The organism is Ruegeria sp. AA6 (assembly GCF_056542865.1).
In genome coordinates, this window is the sequence record NZ_JBQGAN010000001.1 from 561,527 (window position 1) to 585,709 (window position 24,183).

24 protein-coding genes are annotated in these 24,183 nt (G+C 56.2%); 20 read left to right on the top strand and 4 right to left on the bottom strand.

Going from position 1 to position 24,183, the window contains the following annotated elements:
• The first annotated feature begins 2 nt into the window (after nt 1–2).
• The 8 genes from murI (at nt 3) to ACR0LN_RS02635 (ending at nt 7,059) form a co-directional block, all read left to right on the top strand.
• Entirely contained in the window at nt 3–812 is an 810-nt protein-coding gene (gene murI / locus ACR0LN_RS02600; RefSeq protein ID WP_480427589.1) for a glutamate racemase, read from the top strand.
• Between the two features lie 95 nt (nt 813–907).
• The gene (gene argC / locus ACR0LN_RS02605) at nt 908–1,936 is read left to right on the top strand and encodes an N-acetyl-gamma-glutamyl-phosphate reductase (protein WP_480427590.1); all 1,029 of its coding nucleotides are present in this window, start codon (nt 908–910) and stop codon (nt 1,934–1,936) included.
• Between the two features lie 7 nt (nt 1,937–1,943).
• A complete protein-coding gene (ccmE, locus tag ACR0LN_RS02610; protein ID WP_480427591.1) occupies nt 1,944–2,390 on the top strand; it encodes a cytochrome c maturation protein CcmE in 447 nt (148 codons plus the stop codon).
• Between the two features lie 147 nt (nt 2,391–2,537).
• A complete protein-coding gene (locus tag ACR0LN_RS02615) occupies nt 2,538–3,149 on the top strand; it encodes a holin-associated N-acetylmuramidase (RefSeq protein WP_480427592.1) in 612 nt (203 codons plus the stop codon).
• Nucleotides 3,140–3,718: a holin family protein gene (locus ACR0LN_RS02620; protein ID WP_480427593.1), complete on the top strand. Its 579-nt coding sequence runs from the start codon at nt 3,140–3,142 to the stop codon at nt 3,716–3,718. The genes ACR0LN_RS02615 and ACR0LN_RS02620 overlap by 10 nt, the downstream gene beginning before the upstream one ends.
• Before the next feature lie 75 nt (nt 3,719–3,793).
• Complete coding sequence (locus ACR0LN_RS02625) at nt 3,794–5,758, top strand: heme lyase CcmF/NrfE family subunit (protein WP_480427594.1); 1,965 nt, start codon at nt 3,794–3,796, stop codon at nt 5,756–5,758.
• Entirely contained in the window at nt 5,755–6,210 is a 456-nt protein-coding gene (locus ACR0LN_RS02630) for a cytochrome c-type biogenesis protein (RefSeq protein WP_480427595.1), read from the top strand. Before ACR0LN_RS02625 ends, ACR0LN_RS02630 begins: the two co-directional genes overlap by 4 nt.
• A 72-nt stretch (nt 6,211–6,282) precedes the next feature.
• Nucleotides 6,283–7,059, top strand: coding sequence for an enoyl-CoA hydratase-related protein (locus ACR0LN_RS02635; RefSeq protein ID WP_480427596.1), 777 nt, complete (start codon nt 6,283–6,285; stop codon nt 7,057–7,059).
• Nucleotides 7,060–7,064: 5 nt separating this feature from the next.
• On the opposite strand, the gene bmt is transcribed toward ACR0LN_RS02635, so the two are convergent.
• On the bottom strand, nt 7,065–8,081 hold the full coding sequence (gene bmt, locus ACR0LN_RS02640; RefSeq protein WP_480427597.1) for a betaine--homocysteine S-methyltransferase: 1,017 nt from the start codon (nt 8,079–8,081) through the stop codon (nt 7,065–7,067).
• A 122-nt stretch (nt 8,082–8,203) separates the two neighbouring features.
• Nucleotides 8,204–8,521, bottom strand: coding sequence for a DUF1476 domain-containing protein (locus ACR0LN_RS02645; protein ID WP_480427598.1), 318 nt, complete (start codon nt 8,519–8,521; stop codon nt 8,204–8,206).
• A gap of 105 nt (nt 8,522–8,626) precedes the next feature.
• On the opposite strand from ACR0LN_RS02645, the gene ACR0LN_RS02650 reads away from it, so the two are divergent.
• The 8 genes from ACR0LN_RS02650 to ACR0LN_RS02685 all read left to right on the top strand — a co-directional run bounded on the left by ACR0LN_RS02650 (nt 8,627) and on the right by ACR0LN_RS02685 (nt 18,799).
• Complete coding sequence (locus ACR0LN_RS02650) at nt 8,627–9,130, top strand: tellurite resistance TerB family protein (protein ID WP_480427599.1); 504 nt, start codon at nt 8,627–8,629, stop codon at nt 9,128–9,130.
• Entirely contained in the window at nt 9,131–10,108 is a 978-nt protein-coding gene (locus ACR0LN_RS02655) for a hypothetical protein (protein ID WP_480427600.1), read from the top strand.
• 85 nt (nt 10,109–10,193) lie between these two features.
• Entirely contained in the window at nt 10,194–10,949 is a 756-nt protein-coding gene (gene purC, locus ACR0LN_RS02660; RefSeq protein ID WP_480427602.1) for a phosphoribosylaminoimidazolesuccinocarboxamide synthase, read from the top strand.
• A gap of 365 nt (nt 10,950–11,314) precedes the next feature.
• Complete coding sequence (gene purS, locus ACR0LN_RS02665) at nt 11,315–11,545, top strand: phosphoribosylformylglycinamidine synthase subunit PurS (protein ID WP_109311572.1); 231 nt, start codon at nt 11,315–11,317, stop codon at nt 11,543–11,545.
• A 23-nt stretch (nt 11,546–11,568) separates the two neighbouring features.
• Complete coding sequence (gene purQ, locus ACR0LN_RS02670) at nt 11,569–12,237, top strand: phosphoribosylformylglycinamidine synthase subunit PurQ (RefSeq protein ID WP_480427603.1); 669 nt, start codon at nt 11,569–11,571, stop codon at nt 12,235–12,237.
• Between the two features lie 123 nt (nt 12,238–12,360).
• The gene (locus ACR0LN_RS02675) at nt 12,361–14,052 is read left to right on the top strand and encodes a sensor histidine kinase (protein ID WP_480427690.1); all 1,692 of its coding nucleotides are present in this window, start codon (nt 12,361–12,363) and stop codon (nt 14,050–14,052) included.
• Between the two features lie 12 nt (nt 14,053–14,064).
• Complete coding sequence (locus tag ACR0LN_RS02680; RefSeq protein WP_480427691.1) at nt 14,065–15,399, top strand: sigma-54-dependent transcriptional regulator; 1,335 nt, start codon at nt 14,065–14,067, stop codon at nt 15,397–15,399.
• Between the two features lie 514 nt (nt 15,400–15,913).
• Nucleotides 15,914–18,799: an Rne/Rng family ribonuclease gene (locus ACR0LN_RS02685; RefSeq protein WP_480427692.1), complete on the top strand. Its 2,886-nt coding sequence runs from the start codon at nt 15,914–15,916 to the stop codon at nt 18,797–18,799.
• Nucleotides 18,800–18,856: 57 nt separating this feature from the next.
• Here the strand turns inward: ACR0LN_RS02685 and ACR0LN_RS02690 are convergent, their stop codons facing one another.
• A complete protein-coding gene (locus ACR0LN_RS02690) occupies nt 18,857–19,090 on the bottom strand; it encodes a sulfurtransferase TusA family protein (RefSeq protein ID WP_480427604.1) in 234 nt (77 codons plus the stop codon).
• Between the two features lie 105 nt (nt 19,091–19,195).
• On the opposite strand from ACR0LN_RS02690, the gene ACR0LN_RS02695 reads away from it, so the two are divergent.
• The 4 genes from ACR0LN_RS02695 (at nt 19,196) to ACR0LN_RS02710 (ending at nt 23,527) form a co-directional block, all read left to right on the top strand.
• Nucleotides 19,196–19,948, top strand: coding sequence for a cytochrome c biogenesis CcdA family protein (locus tag ACR0LN_RS02695; protein ID WP_480427605.1), 753 nt, complete (start codon nt 19,196–19,198; stop codon nt 19,946–19,948).
• A 63-nt stretch (nt 19,949–20,011) separates the two neighbouring features.
• Nucleotides 20,012–21,226 (top strand): hypothetical protein, encoded by a 1,215-nt coding sequence (locus ACR0LN_RS02700; RefSeq protein ID WP_480427606.1) that lies wholly within the window; start codon nt 20,012–20,014, stop codon nt 21,224–21,226.
• Nucleotides 21,223–22,572 (top strand): cytochrome P450, encoded by a 1,350-nt coding sequence (locus ACR0LN_RS02705; protein ID WP_480427608.1) that lies wholly within the window; start codon nt 21,223–21,225, stop codon nt 22,570–22,572. The genes ACR0LN_RS02700 and ACR0LN_RS02705 overlap by 4 nt, the downstream gene beginning before the upstream one ends.
• 73 nt (nt 22,573–22,645) lie before the next feature.
• A complete protein-coding gene (locus ACR0LN_RS02710) occupies nt 22,646–23,527 on the top strand; it encodes a fructose bisphosphate aldolase (RefSeq protein ID WP_480427609.1) in 882 nt (293 codons plus the stop codon).
• A 6-nt stretch (nt 23,528–23,533) separates the two neighbouring features.
• On the opposite strand, the gene ACR0LN_RS02715 is transcribed toward ACR0LN_RS02710, so the two are convergent.
• Nucleotides 23,534–24,136, bottom strand: coding sequence for a DNA-3-methyladenine glycosylase I (locus ACR0LN_RS02715; RefSeq protein WP_480427611.1), 603 nt, complete (start codon nt 24,134–24,136; stop codon nt 23,534–23,536).
• Between the last annotated feature and the right edge of the window lie 47 nt (nt 24,137–24,183).

The window sequence follows — 24,183 nt, forward strand, 5'->3', positions numbered from 1 at the left end:
AAATGGCAGTAGGCATTTTTGATTCTGGTTTGGGCGGTTTGACCGTTCTGGACGCCGCGCAGAAACGTCTGCCGGACGTGGACTTCCTGTATTACGCGGACAGTGCACACGCACCCTATGGCGTACGTGATGCCGAAAACATCTACGATCTGACACGCAGTGCTGTGCACGCCTTGTGGAACCGCGGTTGTGATCTGGTGATTCTGGCCTGCAACACCGCAAGCGCTGCAGCGCTGCGCCGGATGCAGGAAGAGGGCGTACCCGAAGGCAAGCGCGTTTTGGGCGTTTTCGTACCTTTGATTGAGGCCCTGACCGAGCGGCAGTGGGGCGACAACAGCCCCCCGCGTGAGGTTGCCGTTAAACACGTGGCCTTGTTCGCCACGCCCGCCACCGTGTCCAGCCGCGCCTTTCAGCGAGAGTTGGCGTTTCGTGCGATTGGCGTCGATGTTGAAGCGCAGGCTTGCGGTGGTGTGGTCGATGCCATCGAAGACGGCGACATGATCTTGGCCGAGGCGCTGGTGCGCAGCCATGTAGACGCATTGAAGCGAAAAATGCCCGAGCCGCAGGCTGCGATCTTGGGCTGCACGCATTACCCGTTGATGGCAGAAACCTTTCAGGCCGCATTGGGTGAAGACGTCCAAGTCTTCAGCCAGGGGGCTTTGGTGGCTGAAAGTCTGGCGGATTACCTGCAGCGCCATCCGAACATGCAAGGCGCGGGCGAAGGTGGATTCCTGACCACTGGCAAGCCGAACTTTGTCAGCGACCGGGCGACGCAGTTCCTCCGACGACAAATCACGTTCGAGGCCGCCTGACTTAGGTCAAGGACGCCGCTGCACACTCTACCTTATTCGAAGACCGTCACGTCGGCGGTCGTGTTATGTGACACCAAGTATGAAGAGGTCTGACCATGACCCATAAAATCGCAATTCTGGGCGCTTCCGGCTATACCGGCGCCGAACTGGTGCGGCTGATCGCCGAGCACCCGAATATGGACATCACCGCTTTGGCCGCTGAGCGGAAGGCAGGGATGTCGATGGCGCAGGTCTTTCCGCATCTGCGTCACATGAACCTGCCGAACCTGTGTAAGATTTCCGAGATCGACTTTTCGCAAATTGATCTGTGTTTCTGTGCCTTGCCGCATAAAACCAGTCAGGAAGTCATTCGCGACCTGCCGAAGAACTTGAAGATCATTGACCTGTCTGCGGATTTCCGGCTTCGGGACCCGGACGAATACGAGAAATGGTACGGCAACGCGCACAGCGCTTTGGAACAGCAGGAAGAAGCCGTCTATGGTTTGACCGAGTTTTATCGGGACGACATCCGTGACGCTCGGCTGGTGGCTGGCACAGGCTGTAATGCGGCAACGGGTCAGTACGTTTTGCGGCCTTTGATCACGGTAGGTGTGATTGATCTGGACGATATTGTTCTCGATCTGAAATGCGCTGTGTCTGGTGCGGGGCGTTCGCTGAAAGAAAATTTACTCCACGCAGAACTTAGCGAGGGGTACAACGCCTACGCGGTGGGTGGAACCCATCGGCATTTGGGTGAGTTCGATCAGGAGTTTTCGGCGCTGGCAGGGCGGACGGTACACGTGCAGTTCACTCCGCATCTGATCCCTGCCAACAGGGGTATCCTGGCGACAACATACGTCAAAGGCGATCCGGTAAGCGTGTATGAGACACTCGCCAAAGCCTATGAAACCGAACCATTTATCCAGATGTTGCCTTTTGGAGAGACTCCTTCGACACATCACGTGCGCGGCTCGAACTTCTGCCATATCGGCGTGGTTGCCGATCGGATCGAACGGCGTGCCATCGTGATCGGAGCTTTGGATAACCTGACAAAAGGTAGCAGTGGCCAAGCCTTGCAGAACGCCAACCTGATGTTAGGTGAGGATGAAACCGCGGGCCTGATGATGGCCCCGTTGTTCCCGTGAGGATGAAATGAAAACGCTCAAGAAACGTCGTCGTGTACAAGTTATTCTATTGGCTGTTGTGGCCCTTGGGCTCGCGACGGCGTTGATTGGGACCGCAATGAAGGACGGTATCAACTTTTTCCGTTCGCCCAGCCAAGTGATCGCGGAACCGCCCAAACCGACCGAAGTATTCCGTATCGGCGGCCTAGTCGAAGAGGGTTCGATCATCCGCGGGCAGGGTGAAACCGTGCGTTTCGTTGTCACCGATGGAGGCGAAAGTGTACCGGTTGCGTTTACCGGTGTTCTGCCAGATTTGTTCGCGGAAAATCAGGGGATGGTCGGCACGGGTTCGTACGTGAATGGCGTGTTCGAAGCCACTGAAATTCTTGCGAAACATGATGAGACCTATATGCCGAAAGAGGTCGTGGATGCCTTGAAAGAACAGGGCGTCTACAAAGAAGCTGAGGAAAGCTGAGAGCTGCTTCGCAGCGTGCCTGCGGCGTAAGTATTTGTAAAAAGATGTAGCGGGGCGTTGCGCGCAGCAGGCGGGCAGCGCCCTGTTTCGTTGGGGGCAATTAACCGAATTGGGAAACCGTGTGTCGAACCAACGACGGAGGTTGCGATGCAGACGGTGGAACAAATCGCGACGGAGATCGTGGCGCGAGAGGGCGGATATGTAGACGATCCAGATGATCCGGGCGGAGCGACAAAATACGGCGTGACCATCCACACGATGCGCCGTCTTGGGTTGGACCTTTCGGGGGATGGGGTGGTGAATGGCGTCGATGTGCGCTTGCTCAGTAAAGCTCGGGCTGTTGAGATCTTTGTTCAGCACTATTTTGAACGGCCCCGTCTAAACTTGCTGCCACGGATGCTACAGCCCTCGGTGTTTGACATGTATGTGAACGCGGGCGGTCAGGCGGTGAAAATTCTGCAACGTCTGCTGCGTGACATGGGGTTTGAAATCTCGGTGGACGGGGTGATCGGACCCAACACGGCGCAGGCCAGCCACAGTGCTGCGGATCCCGAACCAATTGCACTGAGGGACGCCTACGGCGTGGCGCGGCGCAATTACTATTTTCGGCTTGCCGATCACCGACCGGCATCACGTAAATACGCCCGCACTCGGGCTGGCGGCAAAGGTGGCTGGATCCGTCGAGCCGAGGAGTTTGTCTCTCCAACCTATCATCTGAGCGACGCAGAGTTTCAAAGGAGGGTTGCAGGATGGGCTTGATCTCGAACGTGTTAACATTTCTCTTTGGTGGAAATCGTAATATCGTCCGCGAAACCACTGAAATATTTCGGGAAAATGCCGAGAATGGCGCTGCTCGCAGTTTGGAATTGCAACAGCAGGCGATGGTGCAATTCGGTGAGGAGTTTAACGCACCGCAAAAGGGTGCGTTTGATCGGTTCATGGACGGCTTAAATCGACTGCCTCGCCCGGCCATGGCACTTGGCACCCTGGGACTGTTTGTGGCGGCGATGGTTGATCCGGTCTGGTTTTCGGCGCGGATGCAGGAGATTGCGCTGGTCCCTGAACCTCTTTGGTGGCTTCTTGGGGTAATCGTATCGTTTTACTTCGGAGCACGCCATCAGGCCAAGGTGCAGGATTTTCAGCGAGAGATCACAGCCACGATGCGGCGTACACCAGAAGTGGTAGAGAATTTGCGGTCATTAAAAGCATTGCGCGCCGATAGTATCGGCGCTGCGAATCCGGGAACGGATGCGGCGCTGGAGGTAAAAGCGGCCCGCTCGGACGCAAACCCAGCTCTTGAGGATTGGCGGCGACAGCGTATGGGATGACCCGCGACACTATGCTCGCCCCAGAGGGGCGAAAGTGATTGGAGCTTGCCTCGGAACAGGAATATACCCGGGGCCATGATTACAGAACTTGGCCACTTTGCCCTGATCCTCGCTTTTCTGGTTGCCATCGCGCAGACCGTGGTTCCGCTGGTCGGTGCCGCGAAACGATGGCCCAGCTGGATGGGCTTTGCCGAACCAGCCGCGATCATTCAGTTTTCGCTGGTTGCGTTTTCTTTCGGGGCGCTGGTTTGGGCATTTGTGACTTCGGATTTCTCGCTGAGGATCGTGGTAGAAAACAGCCATTCGGCCAAGCCGATGCTTTACAAGATCAGCGGAACATGGGGGAACCACGAAGGGTCCATGTTACTGTGGGTGCTGATTGTGGCGCTGTTCGGGGCCATGGCTGCGTTCTTTGGGGGTGGCTTGCCGCCAACACTGAAAGCACGGGTATTGGCAGTTCAGGCCGCAATTGGTGTGGCGTTTTTTGCCTTTATTTTGTTCACCTCAAATCCTTTCGACCGGCTCATCATAGCTCCGTTCGATGGGCGGGACCTGAACCCCTTGCTGCAGGACCCCGGATTGGCCTTTCATCCACCGTTCCTTTATCTGGGTTATGTCGGTCTTAGCATGGCATTCAGCTTTGCCGTCGCCGCCTTGATCGAAGGTCGGGTGGACGCCGCATGGGGCCGGTGGGTGCGTCCGTGGACGTTAGCTGCGTGGGTGTTTCTGACTATAGGTATCGCGCTGGGGTCTTGGTGGGCCTACTACGAGTTGGGTTGGGGCGGTTTCTGGTTCTGGGACCCGGTTGAGAACGCCTCATTCATGCCCTGGCTCTTGGCTGCTGCGCTGCTGCACTCGGCCATTGTGGTCGAGAAACGCGAAGCGCTGAAAAGCTGGACCATCCTTCTGGCAATCATTGCGTTCGGTTTCTCTCTGATCGGTACGTTTATCGTGCGTTCGGGTCTGCTGACCTCGGTTCACGCCTTTGCCAATGACCCCGAGCGGGGCGTATTCATCCTGCTTATTCTGGTGTTCTTCATGGGCGGCGCGCTGACATTGTTTGCAGCTCGTGCGCAGGCGATGGAGGCCAAGGGCGTTTTTGGCATGGTTAGTCGCGAAAGCGGGTTGATTCTGAACAATATCCTGCTGGCCGTTAGTTGTTTTGTGGTGTTCGTCGGAACGATGTGGCCGATGGTGGCCGAGATGGCGTTTGACCGTAAACTTTCGGTCGGGGCGCCGTTCTTCAATGCTGCATTCACCCCGTTTATGGTCGCGTTGGGCATTGCCTTGCCCGTTGGTGCCATGTTGCCGTGGAAACGCGGCAAGCTGGGAAAAACCGCGTATTCCCTACGCTACGCCTTTATTCTGGCAGTCGCGCTGGCCCTGCTGGTTTGGGCGATGCAAACAGGACGCAGTGCGCTGGGGCCGGTTGGCCTGTTCCTTGGCGCGTGGGTCACCTTTGGCGCTGCCGTTGATTTATGGAGCCGAACCGGTCGCAAAGGAAATCTGAAACGTCTGTTCCGGCTGCCAGGCGCGGATTGGGGCAAGGCCGTGGCTCATACTGGGCTGGGTGTGACCATGTTCGCGATCGCCGGTCTGACCGCATGGGAGGTTGAGGACATTCGCGTCGCGCAGCCTGGTCAGCCGTTCGAGGTGGGGCAATTCACGCTGACGCTGGAAGACGTTCGGAACGTAGAGGGGCCGAACTATTTCTCGACGACGGCGGATGTGCTGGTCGAAAAGGATGGGCGGCGCATTGGTACTCTGCATCCCGAAAAGCGGAACTATCCGGTAGCTCGGATGCCCACGACCGAGGCGGCGATCGACTATCGGTTTCTGCGTGATCTGTATGTTGTAATCGGTGATCAGCAAGCGGATGGCGGTTGGGTTATGCGGACCTATATCAAGCCATTTGCCAACTGGATCTGGGCCGGATGTATCCTGATGTCTCTGGGCGGATTGCTGAGCTTGTCGGACCGCCGGTTCCGTGTTGCGGCCGGGGCGCGTAAGGCACCAGCAGGCGGAGTTCCAGCAGAATGAGGCGTCTGATCCTGATCCTGACGTTGATAGCGTCGCCACTGTTTGCGGTTCAGCCCGACGAGGTTTTGGACGACCCGGCCTTGGAGCAACGTGCCCGCGATCTCAGCACTGGATTGCGTTGTCTGGTCTGCCGCAATGAAAGCATCGACGAGAGCAACGCAGAGCTCGCGCGCGACCTGCGCCTGCTGTTGCGTGAGCGTCTTGTTGCTGGGGACACGGATGAAGAGGCGATTGCCTTCATCGTAGACCGCTATGGCGAATATGTTCTGTTGAAACCGACCACCTCGGGCTCGAACCTGATGCTGTGGCTTGCGGGTCCGATCATGTTGTTGATTGCCGCAGCCGTTGGATTCAGTTTTCTGCGCAAGCGTTCTCAGGTTCAGGCAGAGGGAGAGAAGGACTCCCTCAGCGAGGCCGAAAAGGAACGCCTGCGCCAAATTCTGGAAGACTGACCCAGGGTTCCGCTTTTCCTTCACCCGCATTTCAGTCAGGGTTCTGAAAAGCGCAGAGTTGGCGAGGGTTTCATGGAATACGAAACGATCCTGTTGGACATAACGGACGATTTGGCGGTTGTTACCCTGAACCGGCCCGACAAGATGAACGCGATGACGGTGCAGATGCGCGCCGAGATCACGCATGCCATGAAACACGCCGCGCGCCACGCCCGAGCGATTGTTCTGACCGGGGCGGGCGATGCTTTCTGCTCGGGTCAGGATTTGGGCGATGCGTCCAGCACCGGTAAAGTCGATCTGGAGCGCACACTGCGTGATGAATACGAGCCGATGCTTGAAACCATCTACGATTGTCCGGTGCCTACGATTGCAGCCGTAAACGGGGCGGCAGCCGGGGCGGGGGCGAACCTTGCGCTCTGCGCGGATGTCGTGATTGCAACCGAGAGCGCGTATTTTTTGCAGGCCTTTGCCCGGATCGGGCTGTTACCCGATGCGGGTGGGACGTGGTTCATGCCACGGCAGATGGGATTCGCCAAAGCCATGGGAGCGGCCTTGTTCGCCGACAAGATCAGCGCGCGGCAGGCAGACGAATGGGGGATGATCTGGGAAGCCGTGCCAGATGATCAGTTCGACACCCAGTGGCGCAAACGTGCAGCCTACCTGGCCAATGGTCCGACCGCAGGGTTCGGCGCGATAAAGCAGGCAATCCGAGGCACTTACGAAAAGACGTTGCCGCAGCAATTGGCGCTGGAAGCGCACCTACAGGGCGAATGCGGGCGCAGTCGCGACTTTGCCGAAGGCGTCGTGGCCTTCATGGAAAAACGCCCCCCGAAATTCGAGGGGCGCTGATAAACTTAGGCGCGGCGACGGCGACGTGTTCGCCGTTCGGGTGCCGCAGCATCGTCTTCAGTGCCGTCCGAGGCCGATGAGAATGGCCCAAGCGCATCGGTGATCTGATCCAACGTCGGGCGCGAGCCCTGTGGCACAGTGTCCAACGCCTTGCGCATTTCCCGCAAGTGGGCTGGCATGGTGCCGCAGCAGCCGCCGATGATGGTCGCACCTGCATCGCGCGCCATAGCGGCGTATTGTCCCATCAGTTCAGGCGTCCCGTCATAGTGAATATGTCCATCTACGTATTTCGGAATACCGGCATTCCCTTTTGAGATAACGGGACGTTCGGTTCCTTGTGCGGCAAAGCCCAGTATAGTGCGCAGAATGTCGGACGCCCCGGTGCCGCAGTTCGCGCCGAAAGCAACTGGTGGGTTGGGCAGGGTTTCCACCAACTGGGCCAGATCGGCCGAGGTGACGCCCATCATGGTACGTCCAGCAGTGTCAAAGCTCATGGTGCCACACCAGGGCATGTCGGCCAAAGCAAACGCTTCGGCCGCAGCGCGGAATTCTTCCGGGGCGCTGATGGTTTCCAGCCACAAAACATCGGCACCGCCTGCCTTAAGCGCATCAGCCTGTTCGTGGAACATTTCAACCGCAGCTGCGTGAGACAACGCGCCGACCGGCTCCATGATCTCACCTGTCGGGCCGACTGACCCTGCCACGACAACTATGCGTCCGGCTTTGTCTGCGACTTCGCGCCCAAGTTCTGCACCGATACGGTTCAGTTCTGCAACACGGTTTTGGGCGTCATGCAGCTTTAGCCGTGCAGAGGTGCCGCCAAAGGTGTTCGTCAGGAACAGGTCGCTGCCTGCATCGACCGAGCCTTGATACAGCGCACGTATCTTGTCTGGCGCATCCACGTTCCAAAGCTCGGGCGCATCACCCGACTGTAGGCCCATATTGAAAAGGTTTGTGCCCGTTGCCCCGTCGGCCAAGATGGCGTCCGTGGTTTCAAGAAGCTGGCTCAGTGCGTTTGTCATTGGGGTATTCCGGAAAAAGGCCCAACGGGCCTGACAATATCAGAGACGCCCCGTGTCTCACGACCGGGGCGTCAAATCAAATTCATAAATCTCATGAAGATCATGAGGCGGGCGCCAAGCCCTTAGTCAGTCTCGCTGAGTACCTGTTCTTTGGCCACAGGCAGAAGCTCGGCCATTTTGGCGCGGATCTCGTCATCAGATGAGAGCGATCCCAGATCGCCCGAAACCTTGCGCACGACGTCCTCGTGTCCGGCCTCTTCAAAATCTGCGATGACGACGGTTTTGGCGTATTCTTCTGCGTCTGCGCCCGACTTGCCAAGCTTTTCTGCCGCCCAAAGGCCCAGCAGCTTGTTGCAGCGTGCCTGTGCCTTGAATTGCATTTCTTCATCATGCGCAAACTTGGCTTCAAAAGCGTTTTCGCGTTCGTCAAACGTGGTCATAGGTTGGGGACCTCATATCTGGATTCTTGTTCAACAGATAAAAAAACAACACCAGAATGTATAGCGAAAACAGTCGTTGCGCGACCAAATGTACTGTGCAACCAAATGTTGCACGCGCTGCTTTTTGTGCACCGTTTAAGTATAGTATTTATGGAGAATATGATGGCTCTTTTTTCACGTCTGCGCGGAAACTCCTCACAAGATACGACCGTTGCTCGGGCTGTATTGGCTCCTGCGGTTTTGACGATGGCCGCAGATGGACGAATTGACGAAGCGGAAATTTTGCAGCTGAACAATATGTTGGCTTTCAGTCCCATATTTCTTCCGCTGGGCGGCAAGGCGACAGCCGATCTAATAAAAGCGGTGCTTGAAGACCTCAAAAAGAATGGCGCTGACAAAGTGATCACCGAAAGCGCCCAAGCAATGTCTCCGGGATTGCGAGAAACCTCGTTCTGCTTTGCAATGCGTGTGGCAATGGCTGACGGCGTATTGGAAGAAGCGGAAAAGAATGTGCTGGTCGGAATGGCTGATCGTCTTGAGCTGGGGCGAGAGTCGTTCGACAAAATCGTGGAAGTCGTCACGATGATGCAACGTTCGGCAGCTGCGTAAATGAACGATCAAGAAGACGAAAGAGATAGCGGAAGCTTCAGCGCCTATATCCTGTTGTCCGAGGCTATCCAGTTTAACTCGACAGAGATTGAACAAGCGTTGCTTGAGGATTATCCGGCGCTGGACCTGCAGACCGAGACGGCCATCAGCTTGGCTCAGGACTGTGATACGGATCAGTTCATTACTACGCCCATCCTCTTTGGCGCCAAAGGCCGCGATAGCGCGATCGCAACGCTGATACGGCTGCCCGGCTATGGGACATGGGATCCAGACAAGCTCACGCCTTCGCAGCAGTTGCAATATCCTGAAATCAAACAGGCTCTGGCGCGGAATGCGTCCTATATCTGTGTGACAGCGGGCAAAAACGATGAAGAGGGGACCAGCGAATTTCGCGCGGCACGACTGTGCTCTTGCTTAGCTGCAGTGTTTGCGAAATTGCCGGTTGCGTTGGCCGTGTATTGGGAAACGGCAGACCATTTCCTTAGCCCTGCGGATGTGGTGGAGATGGCAGATAAGGCAATGTCGGACGAGTTTCCGATTGATAAATGGGTCGGGGTGAATCTGAATCGTCTGAAAGATGGCGACAAAGAGTACTCCTCGGGTGTCACGCGCGGTTTGAAACAGTTCAAAGGGTGTGAAATCAGCATTGCCGCCGCTCCGCTGGATTTGGCGACAACGGCGACTACGTTGAGTACTGCGGCCGCTATGCTCACTTCTTACGGTCACGATTTCCGCGATGGTGACACAGTGGGCCATGAAGGTCAGTCACCCGAACGGTCCATGCGTATTCGCTTTGCGCCCATTGGAACGAACGGATCAACTTGCGATGCCTGGGTTCTTGTTCATCCCGACAGCCCTTTTGACCACGAAGATGCTTTGGGTGAAGTTCAAAGCGTTCCGCCGCCGGGGCAGGGGGTTCAGGTCAGGTCGAGGATGGGCTTTTTCAAACGGTTGATCCGGGGTGGGCGCGATGCCTGACAACTTGCGGGTTGCGGCGCTGTGCACTATGAGAACGCCAACGTGAGGGGACTCATTCCCTCTGATCAGAGTGGAAAGGTCGCTTATGGCGCGTCGCAAGAAAATCTACGAAGGCAAGGCCAAGATTCTGTATGAAGGCCCCGAGCCGGGCACGATCGTGCAGTATTTCAAGGATGACGCCACTGCGTTCAACGCCGAGAAAAAGGACGTAATCGACGGCAAGGGTGTTCTGAACAACCGTCTGAGCGAGTTCTTCATGAACGGTCTGACGCAGATCGGCGTCCCGACCCACTTTATTCGTCGTCTGAACATGCGCGAACAACTGGTCCGCAGCTGTGAAATCGTACCGTTGGAAGTGATCGTGCGTAATTATGCCGCCGGTTCGATGTCGAAACGCCTTGGTATTGCCGAGGGTACGCAGCTGCCGCGCCCGATCGTTGAGTATTGTTATAAGGACGACGCGCTGGGTGATCCACTGGTGACCGAGGAGCACATTGCCGCTTTTGGGTGGGCCAGCCAGCAGGACATGGATGATATCCTCAGCCTGGCTCTGCGCGTAAATGATTTCATGAGCGGCGTGATGCTGGCCGTGGGCATCCGTCTTGTGGACTTCAAGATTGAAATTGGTCGCGTATATGACGGCGACTACCAACGTCTGATCATTGCCGACGAGATCAGCCCAGACAGCTGCCGCCTATGGGATATCGAAACTGGTCAGAAGTTGGACAAGGACGTATTCCGCCGCGATCTGGGTAGCCTGACGGATGCATATTCCGAGGTTGCCCGGCGCTTGGGTGTTCTGCCTAAGAGTAATGTCAGCAAGCCGACGTTGATCAACTGATCCACCGGACGGTTTCAAGGCTTCCGCAAAAGCGCCGCGTCGAAAGATGGGGCGCTTTTTTTTTAATCAGTGGCGTGCCGGGTAGATTTTTGAGGGCCGAGCTCTCAGGTATTGGGTTGCTTCAAACAACGTTGTTACCCAAACTATCTGTGTCACCTCGCATTCCTAATATGTTGAGAAGAAATTTAACGATGCATTCGTATTTGATGGGCGCTGTACCAGTTGCAACTGTGACAGTTGTGGCTGGGACTTGTGCTTTTAGAGAAAACTGAGGTTCGACAAGGGTTGTCCAAAGACAACAACCACGTTATCCCCCGCGCAACGGAACGGGCCGGGAACCGAGCCCCTCAGCTGGAGTTGCAGGAATGAAAGCACGGGTGCATGTGATGCTGAAGAACGGGGTCCTCGACCCGCAGGGTGAGGCCGTGCGGCACGCATTGGGCGCCATGGGCTTTGACCAGGTCGAAGGCGTGCGCCAAGGCAAGGTGATCGACCTTGAACTGGCCGAAGGCGCGACCGAGGCAGACATCACCGAGATGTGCGAAAAGCTGTTGGCCAATACGGTCATCGAACGCTACGAAATCGAACTGGTCTGACCCTTATTCCCGGAGGCCCCGCCATGCGCGCAGCTGTCATCGTATTCCCAGGGTCCAATTGTGACCGGGATCTTGCCGTCGCCTTCGAACAGGCCGGTTTCAAGGTCGACATGGTCTGGCACAAGGATGCCGCGCTGCCCGAGGGTATCGACATTGTAGGTGTGCCCGGTGGGTTCTCGTATGGTGATTACCTACGTTGCGGTGCGATTGCCGCTCAGTCTCCGATCTGCAAAGCGGTTGTCGACCATACCAATCGCGGCGGTTACGCCGTTGGCATTTGTAATGGTTTCCAGATTCTGACCGAAACGAGCATCCTACCGGGCGCTCTGCTGCGCAACGCCGGTTTGAAATATATCTGCAAGACCGTCGGGCTGAAGGTGGAAACCAGCGACAGCGCATTTACTGAGGGCTATAACGCTGGTGATGTGATCGGTATTCCGATTGCGCACCACGACGGGAACTATTTTGCTGATGACAAAACGTTGTCCGCGCTTCACGATCAAGACCGGATCGCATTCACCTACACTGAAAATCCGAACGGCTCGGTTGGCGACATCGCCGGTATCCTGTCAGAAAACCGTAGGGTCCTTGGAATGATGCCGCACCCCGAGCGGGCGGCAGATGAAGGTCACGGTGGAACTGACGGAACGGCATTGTTCCGCGCATTGTCCGGTGTTCTCGCACCAGCGTGACTTGAGGTTGAACCAATCCCCGCGTAATTTCCGGGGATGAGTTCCGATGTTAATTCTGGCTGGTCCGTACTGACAAAACCATTCCGTGGCGCCCCCCTTGGGTGGCGCTTGCGTCTGGCCGTAATGGCTTTGCTGTTGGCCGCCGTAGCTACGGTCTGGGTCACGAACAGGCTACTGACGGACCGCTTTACTGAATCCACAAGAAACCGGGCCGAGTTGCGCCTGGCTTTATATTCCGGAAACCTGCTGAGCGAATTGCGCAGAAATGCAATTGTGCCGCAGCTTCTGTCGCGTGATCCCACGCTAATATCGGCGCTTCAGTCCAGCGATTATTCGCTGTCGACGCAGCGACTTATTTCCTTCGTCGAAGAGATTGGCGCTGCCTCCCTAATGCTATTGGACGGGGACGGACGAACGGTTGCATCCACTGACCGCAACCGATTGGGTGAAGCGCATCGAAGCTCACCATACTTCATTGATGCAGTTCGTTCGAACGCCACTATTTTTACGGTGATACCGAAGGAATCCGGTGGCTATAGCTTTGTCTACTCGCGTCGCATGGAGGCCAATGCAGAGATCCTTGGCGTGATTTTGGTTGAAGTCGACCTGCACAAGTTCGAATTGGCCTGGTCGGGTATTTCGGATGCTGTGATGGTGTCCGACAGTACCGGTACCATCATTTTGTCCACAGAACCGCAGTGGCGAGGGCTTGAGGAAAACGAGGCGATGCTGCGTCAGCCGCCCGAGGGTGCTATCCAGCGCGCGATCCGGGCCACGACCGATTGGACCGCTCTACCACCCGACGCCTACCTGCAGGGTGAGGCTGTGATGCGGTTGGATACACGTATTCCGTTCCGTGGCTGGAAGATGACGTCATTCACCACCTATGCCTCGATCCGAGAAAAGGTGAACAGCGTTCTCGCGCTTGAGATCATGGGGTTTGCGATTCTGTTGGCGCTGGCGTTTTACGCACTCAGCCGTCGCGCCACGCTGCGGATGACGTTGTTTCAACGTGAATCGGCAGAGCTTCGCGCATTGAACACAAGGCTCCAGCGGGAAATTGCTGAGCGAGAACGGGTTGAAAAGACACTGGAAGTTGCCGAGCAGACGCTGGCGCAAAGTTCGAAACTGGCGGCGCTGGGAGAGATGTCAGCCGCCGTCAGCCACGAATTGAATCAGCCGTTGGCTGCTATGAAAACGTATCTGGCGGGCGCACGTTTGCTACTGCGCAGAAACCGTCCCGAAGAGGCGCTGGCCAGCTTTGGCCGCATTGACGGTCTGATCGAACGGATGGGCGCGATCACCCGGCAGCTCAAATCCTATGCGCGCAAGGGCGCAGATGCGTTTTCCCCAGTAAATCTTGGGGAAGCACTGGCATCGTCCCTGTCTATGATGGAGCCACAACTGCGTCAGCGGCATGTTAAGATTACCCAGATTTTGCCCGAAGAACCTGTTATAGTGATGGGAGACCGAATGCGGATCGAACAGGTGATGGTGAACCTATTGCGGAATGCACTGGACGCCACCAAATCTGTAGCTGAGCCGGATGTCGAAATCATTCTGGCGGCAGGCGACACAGCGGTACTGACCGTGCGCGACAATGGTCACGGTATCGAGGATATCGAGAACTTGTTTGAGCCCTTCTATACCACCAAGCAACCCGGAGACGGGGTCGGTTTGGGGCTTGCTATCTCTTCGGGTATCGTAAACGACCATGGGGGACGGCTTACCGCGCGCAACAGCCAACAAGGTGGCGCGGTGTTCGAGATGCAATTGCCCATTTTGGGAAGCGACGGCCTCGAGGCCGCGGAATAACGAGGAATGACTATGGCACAGGCCATGAAAATTGCCATCGTGGATGACGAACAGGACATGCGCCAATCGATCAGCCAATGGCTGGCGCTGTCAGGATATGACACCGAAACTTTCGCGAGTGCTGAGGACGCGCTGAAAGTGTTGGGGCCGGATTATCCGGGCATTGTGATCTCGGATATCAAGATGCCGGGCATGGACGGCATTCAACTGCTGAAAAAGTTGATGGGGGCCGACAGCACTCTGCCGGTGATCATGATCACAGGTCACGGCGATGTTCCTATGGCGGTTGAGGCGATGCGCGTCGGGGCTTTTGATTTCCTAGAGAAGCCTTTTAATCCTGACCGTATGTCAGAGTTGGCAAAACGGGCCAGCAATGCTCGGCGTTTGACATTGGACAACCGGGCGCTGCGGCGTGAGTTGTCCGGTGGCGCTCAGATCATGAACAAACTGATTGGGGCCAGCCCGGTAATGGAACGTCTACGCGAGGACATTCTGGACCTGGGGCAGGCGGACGGTCATGTGTTGATCGACGGCGAGACCGGCACGGGCAAGACACTGGTGGCGCATGCTCTGCACGCCGTTGGAAGCCGGGCGGGCAAGAAATTTGTTTTGGTATCCTGCGCGGCTTTGGAAGAGGAGGCGCTTTCGAAACGATTGTTCGGCCCTATGCTGCCCGAAGATGCGCAACTGCCCGCCATTGAGGAGGCGCGAGGCGGGACGCTGGTGCTGGAAGATGTCGAGGCGCTTAGCGATACATTGCAAGCGCGGTTGCTGAGCGTCATGAACGATCAGGGTACTCCGGCCGAAACGCGGATCGTTGCAATTTCGAATTTGCAGGAAGCCGGTAAGACCAGCGAAGACGTGCTGCGCCCGGACCTTTTTTACCGTCTTGCGGCCCTGCGCATAACTATGCCGCCGTTGCGCCAGCGCGGAGAAGATATTCTGACGTTGTTCACCCGTCTCAGTGAACAGTTTGCAGAGGAGTATGGCTGTGACGCCCCGCAGGTTAGTGCTCAGGAAGCCGCGCAGTTGTTGCAGGCGCCGTGGCCGGGCAATGTGCGTCAACTGATCAACATCGCTGAGCGTGCGGTGCTTCAGTCGCGTCGTGGGTCCGGGACGATTGCGTCGCTTCTGATGTCAGATCATGAGGAAATGCAGCCCGTCATGACAACCGAGGGCAAACCGCTCAAGGAATATGTCGAAGCGTTTGAACGGATGCTGATCGACAACACGATGCGGCGTCACAAGGGCTCAATTGCGTCAGTTATGGAAGAATTGTGCCTGCCGCGACGCACGCTGAACGAAAAAATGGCCAAATATAGCTTGCAGCGTTCGGACTATTTGTAAGTAAGGGAGAGGGGGCCAGCCCCCTCTCTTGGCCTTTTGGGCCAATTCACTCCCCCGAGGTATTTTTAGCCAGATGAAGAGATCCCTGTGGCCGTGACGGGGCTACGATGCAGTTTGCCCATTGTCTTTTCCACAGGACTGCCTTTATGGTGACCACACGGGCCGGGCCATTTTGCGTCCATAAGCCCCGAACCTTTGAGTTTCGCTGCTCTGCTGCGGATGGTGATGATCCCCACGTGGTACGGCAGACCGATTATGCCCCTTTCGGGGCAGTTGAACGCCTGAGCCCGCCAAGGTGGGCGAAAGGAATAAATGGGCAGGTAGTGGCACTACGCACCTGTCGGAGAAGAACCGCGATGACGCGCGCGCAACGACTGAGTATACGGGCAGGGGGCCAATGCGCCAGACCCTGCCGCGCGCCGTCCGATATCGCCCTGACAAGACACCACCCCAAAAGCGCCTGTCCCCCCGGACGGGTAAGGACAACGCGTTTGGCGCGGTGCACCAAGGACACATGGCTAAGAAAATGCTTATCGATGCCACCCACGCGGAGGAAACCCGTGTCGTGGTGGTCGACGGAAACAAGGTCGAGGAGTTCGATTTTGAGTCCGAAAACAAACGTCAGCTTGCTGGCAACATCTATCTTGCAAAAGTAACACGGGTTGAGCCGTCTCTTCAGGCGGCTTTCGTTGATTATGGCGGGAACCGGCATGGGTTCTTGGCATTTTCGGAAATCCACCCGGACTACTACCAGATTCCGGTCGCCGACCGCGAAGCGCTGATGGAAGAAGAACGCGCTTATGCCGAGGCGATGAAAGCCCGGGATGAGGCGGAAGAGGCTAAGCCGAAAAAGCGACGCTCGCGGTCTCGGACCAAGGCAGCGGATGTGAAATCAGACGATGTGGTTGAATCCATTGAGGTCTCGACTGAGCCGACCGGAATGGAAACGATTGATCTGGATGAGGGTGAAGAAGGGGCCGATCTTTCGGTTCCAGAAGGCACCTCTCCGATGGATCATGTCGCAGAAACACCAGTTGAAGAGCCAACCGACGACGGTGAAACTTCGGAGGATGCTGAAGCGCCTACCGATAGCGTCGAAGAAACAGCGATAGTTGAAGAGAACGTCGTAGAATCTGCAGATGTGGAAGAAGCCGAGAAGCAGGCTTCTGCGGATGTTGAAGAGGCGGAAGGTGACGCGGTCGAGGGTGAGGCCGCCGCTGAAGACGCTGCTGATGATGCGGAGGACGCGTCGGCGGAAGAGGCAACTGCGGACGATGAGTCTGACAATGGTTCTGACGACAATGACGATGTGGAAGAAGGCGCCCGCTCGGACGCCACAGCCAAGGATGACAGCATCGAGTCGGTTGCAGATGAGGATGACAGCGAGGACATCCGCCCTCTGCGTAAGCCGCGTCCACGTCGTTACAAAATTCAGGAAGTCATCAAGGTGCGCCAGGTTTTGCTGGTGCAGGTGGTAAAGGAAGAACGTGGCAACAAGGGTGCTGCCCTGACCACGTATCTGTCGCTGGCAGGCCGCTATTGCGTGTTAATGCCCAACACCGCGCGCGGCGGCGGGATCAGCCGCAAGATTACCAATGCGCCTGACCGTAAGAAACTTAAGGAAATCGCGGCTGAGATTGATGTGCCGACAGGTGCGGGTTTGATCATCCGGACCGCTGGTGCAAAGCGCACAAAGTCAGAGATCAAGCGTGACTATGAATATCTTCAGCGCATGTGGGAACAAATCCGCGAGCTGACGCTTAAATCCATTGCGCCCGCGAAAATCTATGAAGAAGGCGACCTCATCAAACGCTCGATCCGCGATCTGTATAACCGCGATATCGACGAAGTTCTGGTTGAGGGCGAAGGCGGGTACCGTATCGCCAAGGACTTCATGAAAATGATCATGCCGTCCCATGCGAAGAACGTAAGACGGTATGAGGACGCGTTGCCTCTGTTTGCGCGTTATCAGGTCGAAAGCTACCTGACGGGCATGTTTAACCCGACGGTGCAGCTGAAATCCGGCGGGTATATCGTTATCGGAGTAACCGAAGCGCTGGTGGCGATCGACGTGAACTCGGGTCGGGCGACCAAGGAAGGCTCGATCGAGGAGACTGCGCTCAAGACCAACCTTGAGGCAGCTGAAGAGGTGGCGCGCCAGTTGCGACTGCGCGACCTTGCGGGCCTGATCGTCATCGACTTTATCGACATGGACGAGCGCAAGAATAACTCGGCCGTCGAAAAGCGTCTGAAAGACAAGCTGAAGACAGATCGTGCACGCATTCAGGTCGGCCGGATTTCCGGTTTTGGTCTGATGGAGATGAGCCGCCAGCGTCTGCGCCCCGGTATGCTGGAAGCAACCACGCAGCCATGCCCGTCCTGTCACGGAACAGGTCTGATCCGCTCGGATGACAACATGGCGCTGACCATTCTGCGTCAGATTGAAGAGGAAGGCACCCGCCGCCGCTCGCGCGAGGTTTTGGTGCGCTGTCCGGTCAGCATTGCCAACTTCTTGATGAACCAGAAGCGCGAACATATCGCGCAAATCGAAGCGCGCTATGGCCTGTCGGTTCGGATCGAAGGCGACGTGCATTTGGTTAGCCCGGATTTCTCGATGGAGAAGTTCAAGACTGCCAGCCGCATAGTTCCCGAGGCGACTGCTCCGGTGGTGTCTGTCGATGCAACGCTGATGGATCTGGTGGACGCGGACGAAGAAGAAACGGTCGAAGAAGAAGAGACAGTACAGGCCGAAGAAGAGACCAAGCCCAAGCGCAAACGCCGTCGTCGTCGTCGGAAAAAGAACAACGGTGGTGGGGACACGCCTGAGGCCGGATCCGAAGAAGGTGAGGCCGCTGCTGAGGAAACGGCCGAAACAACGTCTGCACCTGACGGAGATGGTGCTGTCGAGGAAGAAAAAGCAGAAAAACCTAAACGTCGCCGCGCGCCCCGTCGTAAGAAGAAGGACGCAGAACCTGTTGAAACCGCAGAGGAAACCGCTTCTGAGGTCGATCCTGCTGAGCAGGTTGAAGAACCTGTAGCGGCTGAAGAGGTGACAACCGAGGCAGCACCGGAACCGGTTGAGGACCCAGCTGAGCCAGTCGCAACGGCTGAGCCGGTTGCTGAAGAAGCCACTACGGCTGATGTTGAAGAGGTGACTGCGCCTGCAGTTGAAGAAGTTGCAGCGTCTTCTGAGACAGCCCTGGAAGAGGTTGCGGTAGCGACCGAGACAATTGTCGAAGAGGTTGTTGAGGCGATCGCCCCGGCAGATTCCGATGAGGCGCAGGAAGAACAGGTCGCCGAAACGCCGGAACCCGTGCTGGAGGTTGTCGCGGAAGAGCCTGAGAAACCCAGCGAACCCCCAAAGCCCAAACGACGCGGGTGGTGGTCCTTGGGGCAGTAATCAAAAAAGGGCGGGTTTTAGACCCGCCTTTTTTCTCGAGAATCTAGTTACTCGGCCTCACCCTGCTTTTTGAATGAGATAAACTTGGTGGCCGTCTGAGTCTTCTTGGGACAACAACTGGTGCCCGCTTTCAGAACAAAAATGTGGGACGTCGATAACAGCTGCGGGGTCATCCGCCAATACACGCAGAATGGCGCCTGCCGGCATGGATTTAAGACGTTTTCTAGCTTTTAGGACAGGCAACGGGCACAACAAGCCCAATGCGTCGAGCGTTTCGGTGGGATTTGACATAAAGCCCAAATATTTCCACTTTCAGCCTCTGTCCAGCATCCAAGCACGGGGATGTGACCGATTGGCCCCGTGACGTTGTCGATGTGATACCATATGTGCTGATCTATGTTCGGAATCGATATCATCGACGCGGGCCTGCTGCCTGCCATGCTCATCGCAATGTTAGGCGGGCTGATAAGCTTCCTGTCGCCCTGCGTTTTACCCATCGTTCCGCCTTATCTGGCGTATATGAGCGGTGTGACTATCAATGAGATGCAGGACGAGGCGCACGCACGGCGCAAGGCAACTCTGTCAGCGCTGTTCTTTGTGTTGGGCTTATCGACGGTATTCCTTTTACTGGGGTTCACGGCGTCAGCCTTTGGTGTGTTCGTGCTCCAAAATCAGGTGCTTTTCGCCAAACTCTCAGGTGCGGTGGTGATTGTCTTTGGTTTGCATTTCCTAAACGTCATCCGCATTCCTTTCCTGGACCGCGAGGCGCGGATTGAGACCGGCGATTCAGGTGGTTCAGTCTTTGGCGCCTATATTCTGGGGCTGGCATTTGCCTTCGGATGGACACCTTGCATCGGCCCACAGCTGGGCGCGATTCTGTCTCTGGCTGCATCCGAGGCATCGGTTGCAAGGGGTACTTTGTTGTTGGGTGTATACGCGGCAGGATTGGGGATTCCATTCCTTCTGGCAGCGATGTTCCTGAACCGCTCAATGTCAATGATGAACCGGATTAAGCCCTACATGGGAACGATCGAAAAAATCATGGGTGGTTTACTGCTTTTTGTCGGCATCATGTTGATTACTGGTCTGTTCACCGAGTTCAGCTGGTGGCTACTGGAGACATTTCCGGCGCTGGCCAATTTTGGGTAATTGGTTGATCTGACTTACCTTAGCAATAAGGCCGCGCTAACCTGCGCCGAAGAAGGTAAGGCCATGAGCAGTCACACAAAACAGCCGCTAGTGCGCAGACGCCGCGTGTTCTACATACCCGGATACGATCCAATTCATCCACGCCGCTATCGTGAGCTCTATCGCAAGGAGAGCCGGTCGCAGGCGGACATCTCTGGTTATGAGATCGTGGTATCCCCCAAATCCGGAGAAGGGCTGTACGGCTGGCATGTCCGTTCGTATCAGGACGGAGCAGAAGTTGCGGTTGATTGCGACGTTTTAGTTTGGTCGGATATCGTACGGGACAGCATGTCGAACTCGATCCCTGCTACTTATCTGCAACTATTGCGAACGGCTTGGGTTTACATCGGGTCTGGAGCACTTTGGCGACTAATGAGGTTGCGCAAGGGACCGGTTATCGCGGCTTTGTATCCTGTTGCAATGCTGATTGGACAATTGGCGATAGCGCTCGTTGTCGTCTGGGGTTTAACGACGCTACTTTGGAACTTTGTCGGTTGGCTGGCAGTGGTTCTTGCGAGTTTCGCCGCATATGCATTGATGCAGTGGTTCCGCAAGATCGACAACCGGCTTTTTGCTTACTACTTGATGCATGACTATGCCTATTCGGCAACGCAGAAGGGAGCAACGCCCGCACAATTGGAAAAGCGCCTGTCTGAATTCACAGCGCATATCCGGCAGGCTCTGGAAAGCGATGTGGACGAAGTTCTGGTCGTTGGTCATTCCTCTGGCGCCCATCTTGGAGTGATTTCGTTGGCAAACTTGCTCCGTACCCACGGGGCAACCGAAGAAGGCCCAAAACTGTCCTTTCTGACTTTGGGGCAAGTGGTTCCAATGGTGTCCTTTCTGCCCGATGCCCTAGATTTGCGTTCCGATCTCCAGTTTTTGTCGGCTCAAGAGAACTTCACCTGGGTCGATGTATCTGCGCCTGGCGATGGCTGTGCTTTTGCCCTGTGTGACCCTGTTGCTGTTACAGGAGTTGTGACGGATCAAACGCGGTGGCCGCTGATTTTGTCGGCTGCTTTTTCTCAGACCCTGTCTGCTGAGCGCTGGAAAGAGCTGCGCTGGCGTTTTTTCCAGCTCCATTTTCAGTATCTCTGTGCATTCGATCGCCCGGGCGATTACGACTATTTCCGCATAACCGCTGGGCCAATGACCTTAGGACAGAGGTTTGCCGGGCGGAAACCATCAAAATCTCGCATTGACGACCCGGTGTCGAAATTCAGGTCGGTGCGCCCATGAAGCCGCCCAAACCAACATCTCGCCCGGATCAGGTCTCGCTGTGGCGTTACCTGAAACTGTTCCGACAGGATGTGTTGTCAGCGCAGCCGCAACGCCTTTATCGCGCTTGGATGGCCGAATTTCGCACCCCATTCTTCCGATCCTATATGATCAACCAGCCCGAGCTGGTAGACACGGTTCTAAAGCGACGCCCCGATGATTTCCCGAAATCAGGCCGCATCAGCGAAGGGTTGCGCCCACTTTTGGGTGACTCGGTCTTTTTGACCAACGGAGAGGATTGGAAGCGTCAGCGCCGCATCATTGACCCGGCATTCGAAGGCGGGCGGCTCAAAGATACGTTTCCGGCCATGCTGGAAGCGGCCCAAGCCTGCGTAGCGCGACTGAAAGGGCAGGTGGGTCAGGTCATCGAGTGCGAAGAATTCACAAGCCATGCCGCGGCGGATGTTATCTTTCGAACGCTTTTCTCGGTTCCGATCGAGCATGAAGTGGCCGCCCAGGTATTTGATAAGTTCCGGGCTTATCAGCGGCAACAACCCTTATTGAACCTGGCTGCATTCATACCCTTGCCTCGCTGGATACCGCGTCTACATGCGCGCAATACACGACGGAACGCGCGGGATATAAGGTCCTTGATCAGGCGTTTGACAGCGGAACGGGCTGAATTAATCGCCGCAGGCAAGGCACCAGATGATCTTGCCACCAAAATCATGACGATGCCGGACCCGCAAACCGGGCGCTGCTTAGAAACGCAAGAGATGGTGGATCAGGTCGCCATTTTTTTCCTCGCCGGGCATGAGACCAGTGCATCCGCACTGGCTTGGACGCTGTATTTGATGGCGCTCTATCCTGAATGGCAGGAAAAGCTGAGTGTCGAGGCAAAGGCCTTGGACGATCCAAGCTTTGGTGCGATGTCCAAACTAATACTCAGCCGAGATGTGTTCCGTGAAGCCCTGCGCCTTTACCCTCCGGTACCGATGATGGTGCGGGAAGCGACCTGTCCTGAACGCTTCCGGGATAGAGACGTCCGCAAAGGGTCGCAAATTGTCATCAGTCCTTGGCATCTGCACCGGCACGAACGGCTGTGGGAGCGCCCCGATGAATTTGATCCCGCCAGATGGGAAACCGAGAACGGAAAAACCTGTCAGCGAAATGCTTACATCCCGTTTTCCACCGGTCCGCGTGTGTGCACAGGGGCAGCGTTCGCCATGGTCGAAGGGCCTTTGTTGCTGTCTACGATTGTGCGGCACTTCCGGTTCGAGTTGGTCGAGGGGCGCACACCCGTTCCAGTCGCGCATCTGACGGTGCGATCGAAAGATGGAATTTGGTTGCGCGTGGTTGAGCGCTAACAAACTACCATCGTCCGCCGCCTTGTTGTATGCGAATTAAAAACGCGGAATCATTGTTAAACGGGAAAGTCTTATGTCCAAAGCAGAACAGCGCGAACAGATGTCCAACGGCGCGGGTTTCATTGCAGCCCTGGATCAAAGTGGCGGGTCGACCCCCAAGGCGCTGGCTCTCTATGGAGTTGACGCCTCAGACTACAACTCGGACGAAGAAATGTTCGGGGAAATCCAAAAGATGCGCGCGCGGATCATTCTGGCTGACGACTTCACCAAAGACAAAGTGATCGGGGCCATCCTGTTCGAACGCACTTTGGGCGAAGAAATCGAAGGTCGTAAGGTTGCAGACTTCCTGTGGTCGCAAAAAGGAATCGTGCCGTTCCTAAAGATAGACAAAGGTCTGGAAGATCAGGCCAATGGCGTTCAAATGATGAAACCGATCCCCGGTCTGGCAGAAACTCTGGCCAAGGCCGACGGCGTTTTCGGCACCAAAGAGCGCTCGGTGATTCATGAAGCTAATGCCGAAGGCATAGCGGCCGTGGTGGCACAGCAGTTCGACGTGGCCCGCGAAGTTGTTGCAGCCGGTATGGTTCCGATTGTCGAGCCGGAAGTAAACATCAACTCTGCCACCAAGGCCGAGGCCGAGGATATCCTGAAAGCCGAAATCCTGAAGAACCTTGACCAGCTGGACGAGGGGCAGGACATCATGCTGAAGTTAACACTCCCCAACAAGGCCAACCTGTTTGACGAAGTCGCGGATCATCCGCGCGTTCTGCGTGTTGTTGCGCTATCGGGCGGTTATTCCACCGAGCAGGCCTGCGATCTTCTGAACCAGAACGGCAAGATGATTGCGTCCTTCTCGCGTGCGCTGACCGAGGGACTGTCCAAGCAACAGTCTGACGCTGAGTTCAATGCTGCGCTTGGTGGCAATATCGATCAAATCTTCCGCGCTTCGGTCTAAAATGCGCTACTTTGGCTTGATGAAATCGCGGCGCAACTGCGCCGCTTTTTCACGTTTGCTACAGCCAATGGCATGATCGTTTACCAAACCCATGGCCTGCATAAACGCAAATACCGTGGTTGGCCCGACGAACTTCCAGCCGCGTTTCTTAAGATTCTTCGACATGGCGATGGACTCGTTCGAGGTTGAAGCGGTTTGCGGTTCGGGCGGGCTGTCTGCCTCGTATCGCCAGACATAGGCAGCCAGAGAGCCTTCGGCGACCACAAGCTCTTGCGCGCGGCGGGCGTTATTGATGACGGCTTCGATCTTTCCGCGATGACGTATGATACCCGCGTCTTGTAGCAGACGTTCAACATCTGCGTCATCAAACTCAGCTACAGCGTTGAAATCGAATTGTTTAAACGCTTTTCGAAAATTATCGCGTTTAGCCAAAATGGTTCGCCAGCTTAGGCCGGATTGAAAACTTTCCAAACACAGCTTTTCGAATAAGCGTTGATCATCCGCCACTGGGTAGCCCCATTCATGGTCGTGATAGTCAAAGAACTCGGGCGCGGATTGGCACCACGCACAACGGGGTTGGCCGTCGGGGCCGGTAACGGTTCGGCTCATGGTGTACTCTTTTTGTTCTCAACCAACCTTGGCGCATTGATGCCGAG

Bases quoted from the DNA above. Each gene is read 5' to 3' on its own strand.
- murI (WP_480427589.1), top strand. From the start codon at position 3: ATGGCAGTAGGCATTTTTGATTCTGGTTTGGGCGGTTTGACCGTTCTG.
- argC (WP_480427590.1), top strand. From the start codon at position 908: ATGACCCATAAAATCGCAATTCTGGGCGCTTCCGGCTATACCGGCGCC.
- ccmE (WP_480427591.1), top strand. From the start codon at position 1,944: ATGAAAACGCTCAAGAAACGTCGTCGTGTACAAGTTATTCTATTGGCT.
- ACR0LN_RS02615 (WP_480427592.1), top strand. From the start codon at position 2,538: ATGCAGACGGTGGAACAAATCGCGACGGAGATCGTGGCGCGAGAGGGC.
- ACR0LN_RS02620 (WP_480427593.1), top strand. From the start codon at position 3,140: ATGGGCTTGATCTCGAACGTGTTAACATTTCTCTTTGGTGGAAATCGT.
- ACR0LN_RS02625 (WP_480427594.1), top strand. From the start codon at position 3,794: ATGATTACAGAACTTGGCCACTTTGCCCTGATCCTCGCTTTTCTGGTT.
- ACR0LN_RS02630 (WP_480427595.1), top strand. From the start codon at position 5,755: ATGAGGCGTCTGATCCTGATCCTGACGTTGATAGCGTCGCCACTGTTT.
- ACR0LN_RS02635 (WP_480427596.1), top strand. From the start codon at position 6,283: ATGGAATACGAAACGATCCTGTTGGACATAACGGACGATTTGGCGGTT.
- bmt (WP_480427597.1), bottom strand. From the start codon at position 8,081: ATGACAAACGCACTGAGCCAGCTTCTTGAAACCACGGACGCCATCTTG.
- ACR0LN_RS02645 (WP_480427598.1), bottom strand. From the start codon at position 8,521: ATGACCACGTTTGACGAACGCGAAAACGCTTTTGAAGCCAAGTTTGCG.
- ACR0LN_RS02650 (WP_480427599.1), top strand. From the start codon at position 8,627: ATGTTGCACGCGCTGCTTTTTGTGCACCGTTTAAGTATAGTATTTATG.
- ACR0LN_RS02655 (WP_480427600.1), top strand. From the start codon at position 9,131: ATGAACGATCAAGAAGACGAAAGAGATAGCGGAAGCTTCAGCGCCTAT.
- purC (WP_480427602.1), top strand. From the start codon at position 10,194: ATGGCGCGTCGCAAGAAAATCTACGAAGGCAAGGCCAAGATTCTGTAT.
- purS (WP_109311572.1), top strand. From the start codon at position 11,315: ATGAAAGCACGGGTGCATGTGATGCTGAAGAACGGGGTCCTCGACCCG.
- purQ (WP_480427603.1), top strand. From the start codon at position 11,569: ATGCGCGCAGCTGTCATCGTATTCCCAGGGTCCAATTGTGACCGGGAT.
- ACR0LN_RS02675 (WP_480427690.1), top strand. From the start codon at position 12,361: ATGGCTTTGCTGTTGGCCGCCGTAGCTACGGTCTGGGTCACGAACAGG.
- ACR0LN_RS02680 (WP_480427691.1), top strand. From the start codon at position 14,065: ATGGCACAGGCCATGAAAATTGCCATCGTGGATGACGAACAGGACATG.
- ACR0LN_RS02685 (WP_480427692.1), top strand. From the start codon at position 15,914: ATGGCTAAGAAAATGCTTATCGATGCCACCCACGCGGAGGAAACCCGT.
- ACR0LN_RS02690 (WP_480427604.1), bottom strand. From the start codon at position 19,090: ATGTCAAATCCCACCGAAACGCTCGACGCATTGGGCTTGTTGTGCCCG.
- ACR0LN_RS02695 (WP_480427605.1), top strand. From the start codon at position 19,196: ATGTTCGGAATCGATATCATCGACGCGGGCCTGCTGCCTGCCATGCTC.
- ACR0LN_RS02700 (WP_480427606.1), top strand. From the start codon at position 20,012: ATGAGCAGTCACACAAAACAGCCGCTAGTGCGCAGACGCCGCGTGTTC.
- ACR0LN_RS02705 (WP_480427608.1), top strand. From the start codon at position 21,223: ATGAAGCCGCCCAAACCAACATCTCGCCCGGATCAGGTCTCGCTGTGG.
- ACR0LN_RS02710 (WP_480427609.1), top strand. From the start codon at position 22,646: ATGTCCAAAGCAGAACAGCGCGAACAGATGTCCAACGGCGCGGGTTTC.
- ACR0LN_RS02715 (WP_480427611.1), bottom strand. From the start codon at position 24,136: ATGAGCCGAACCGTTACCGGCCCCGACGGCCAACCCCGTTGTGCGTGG.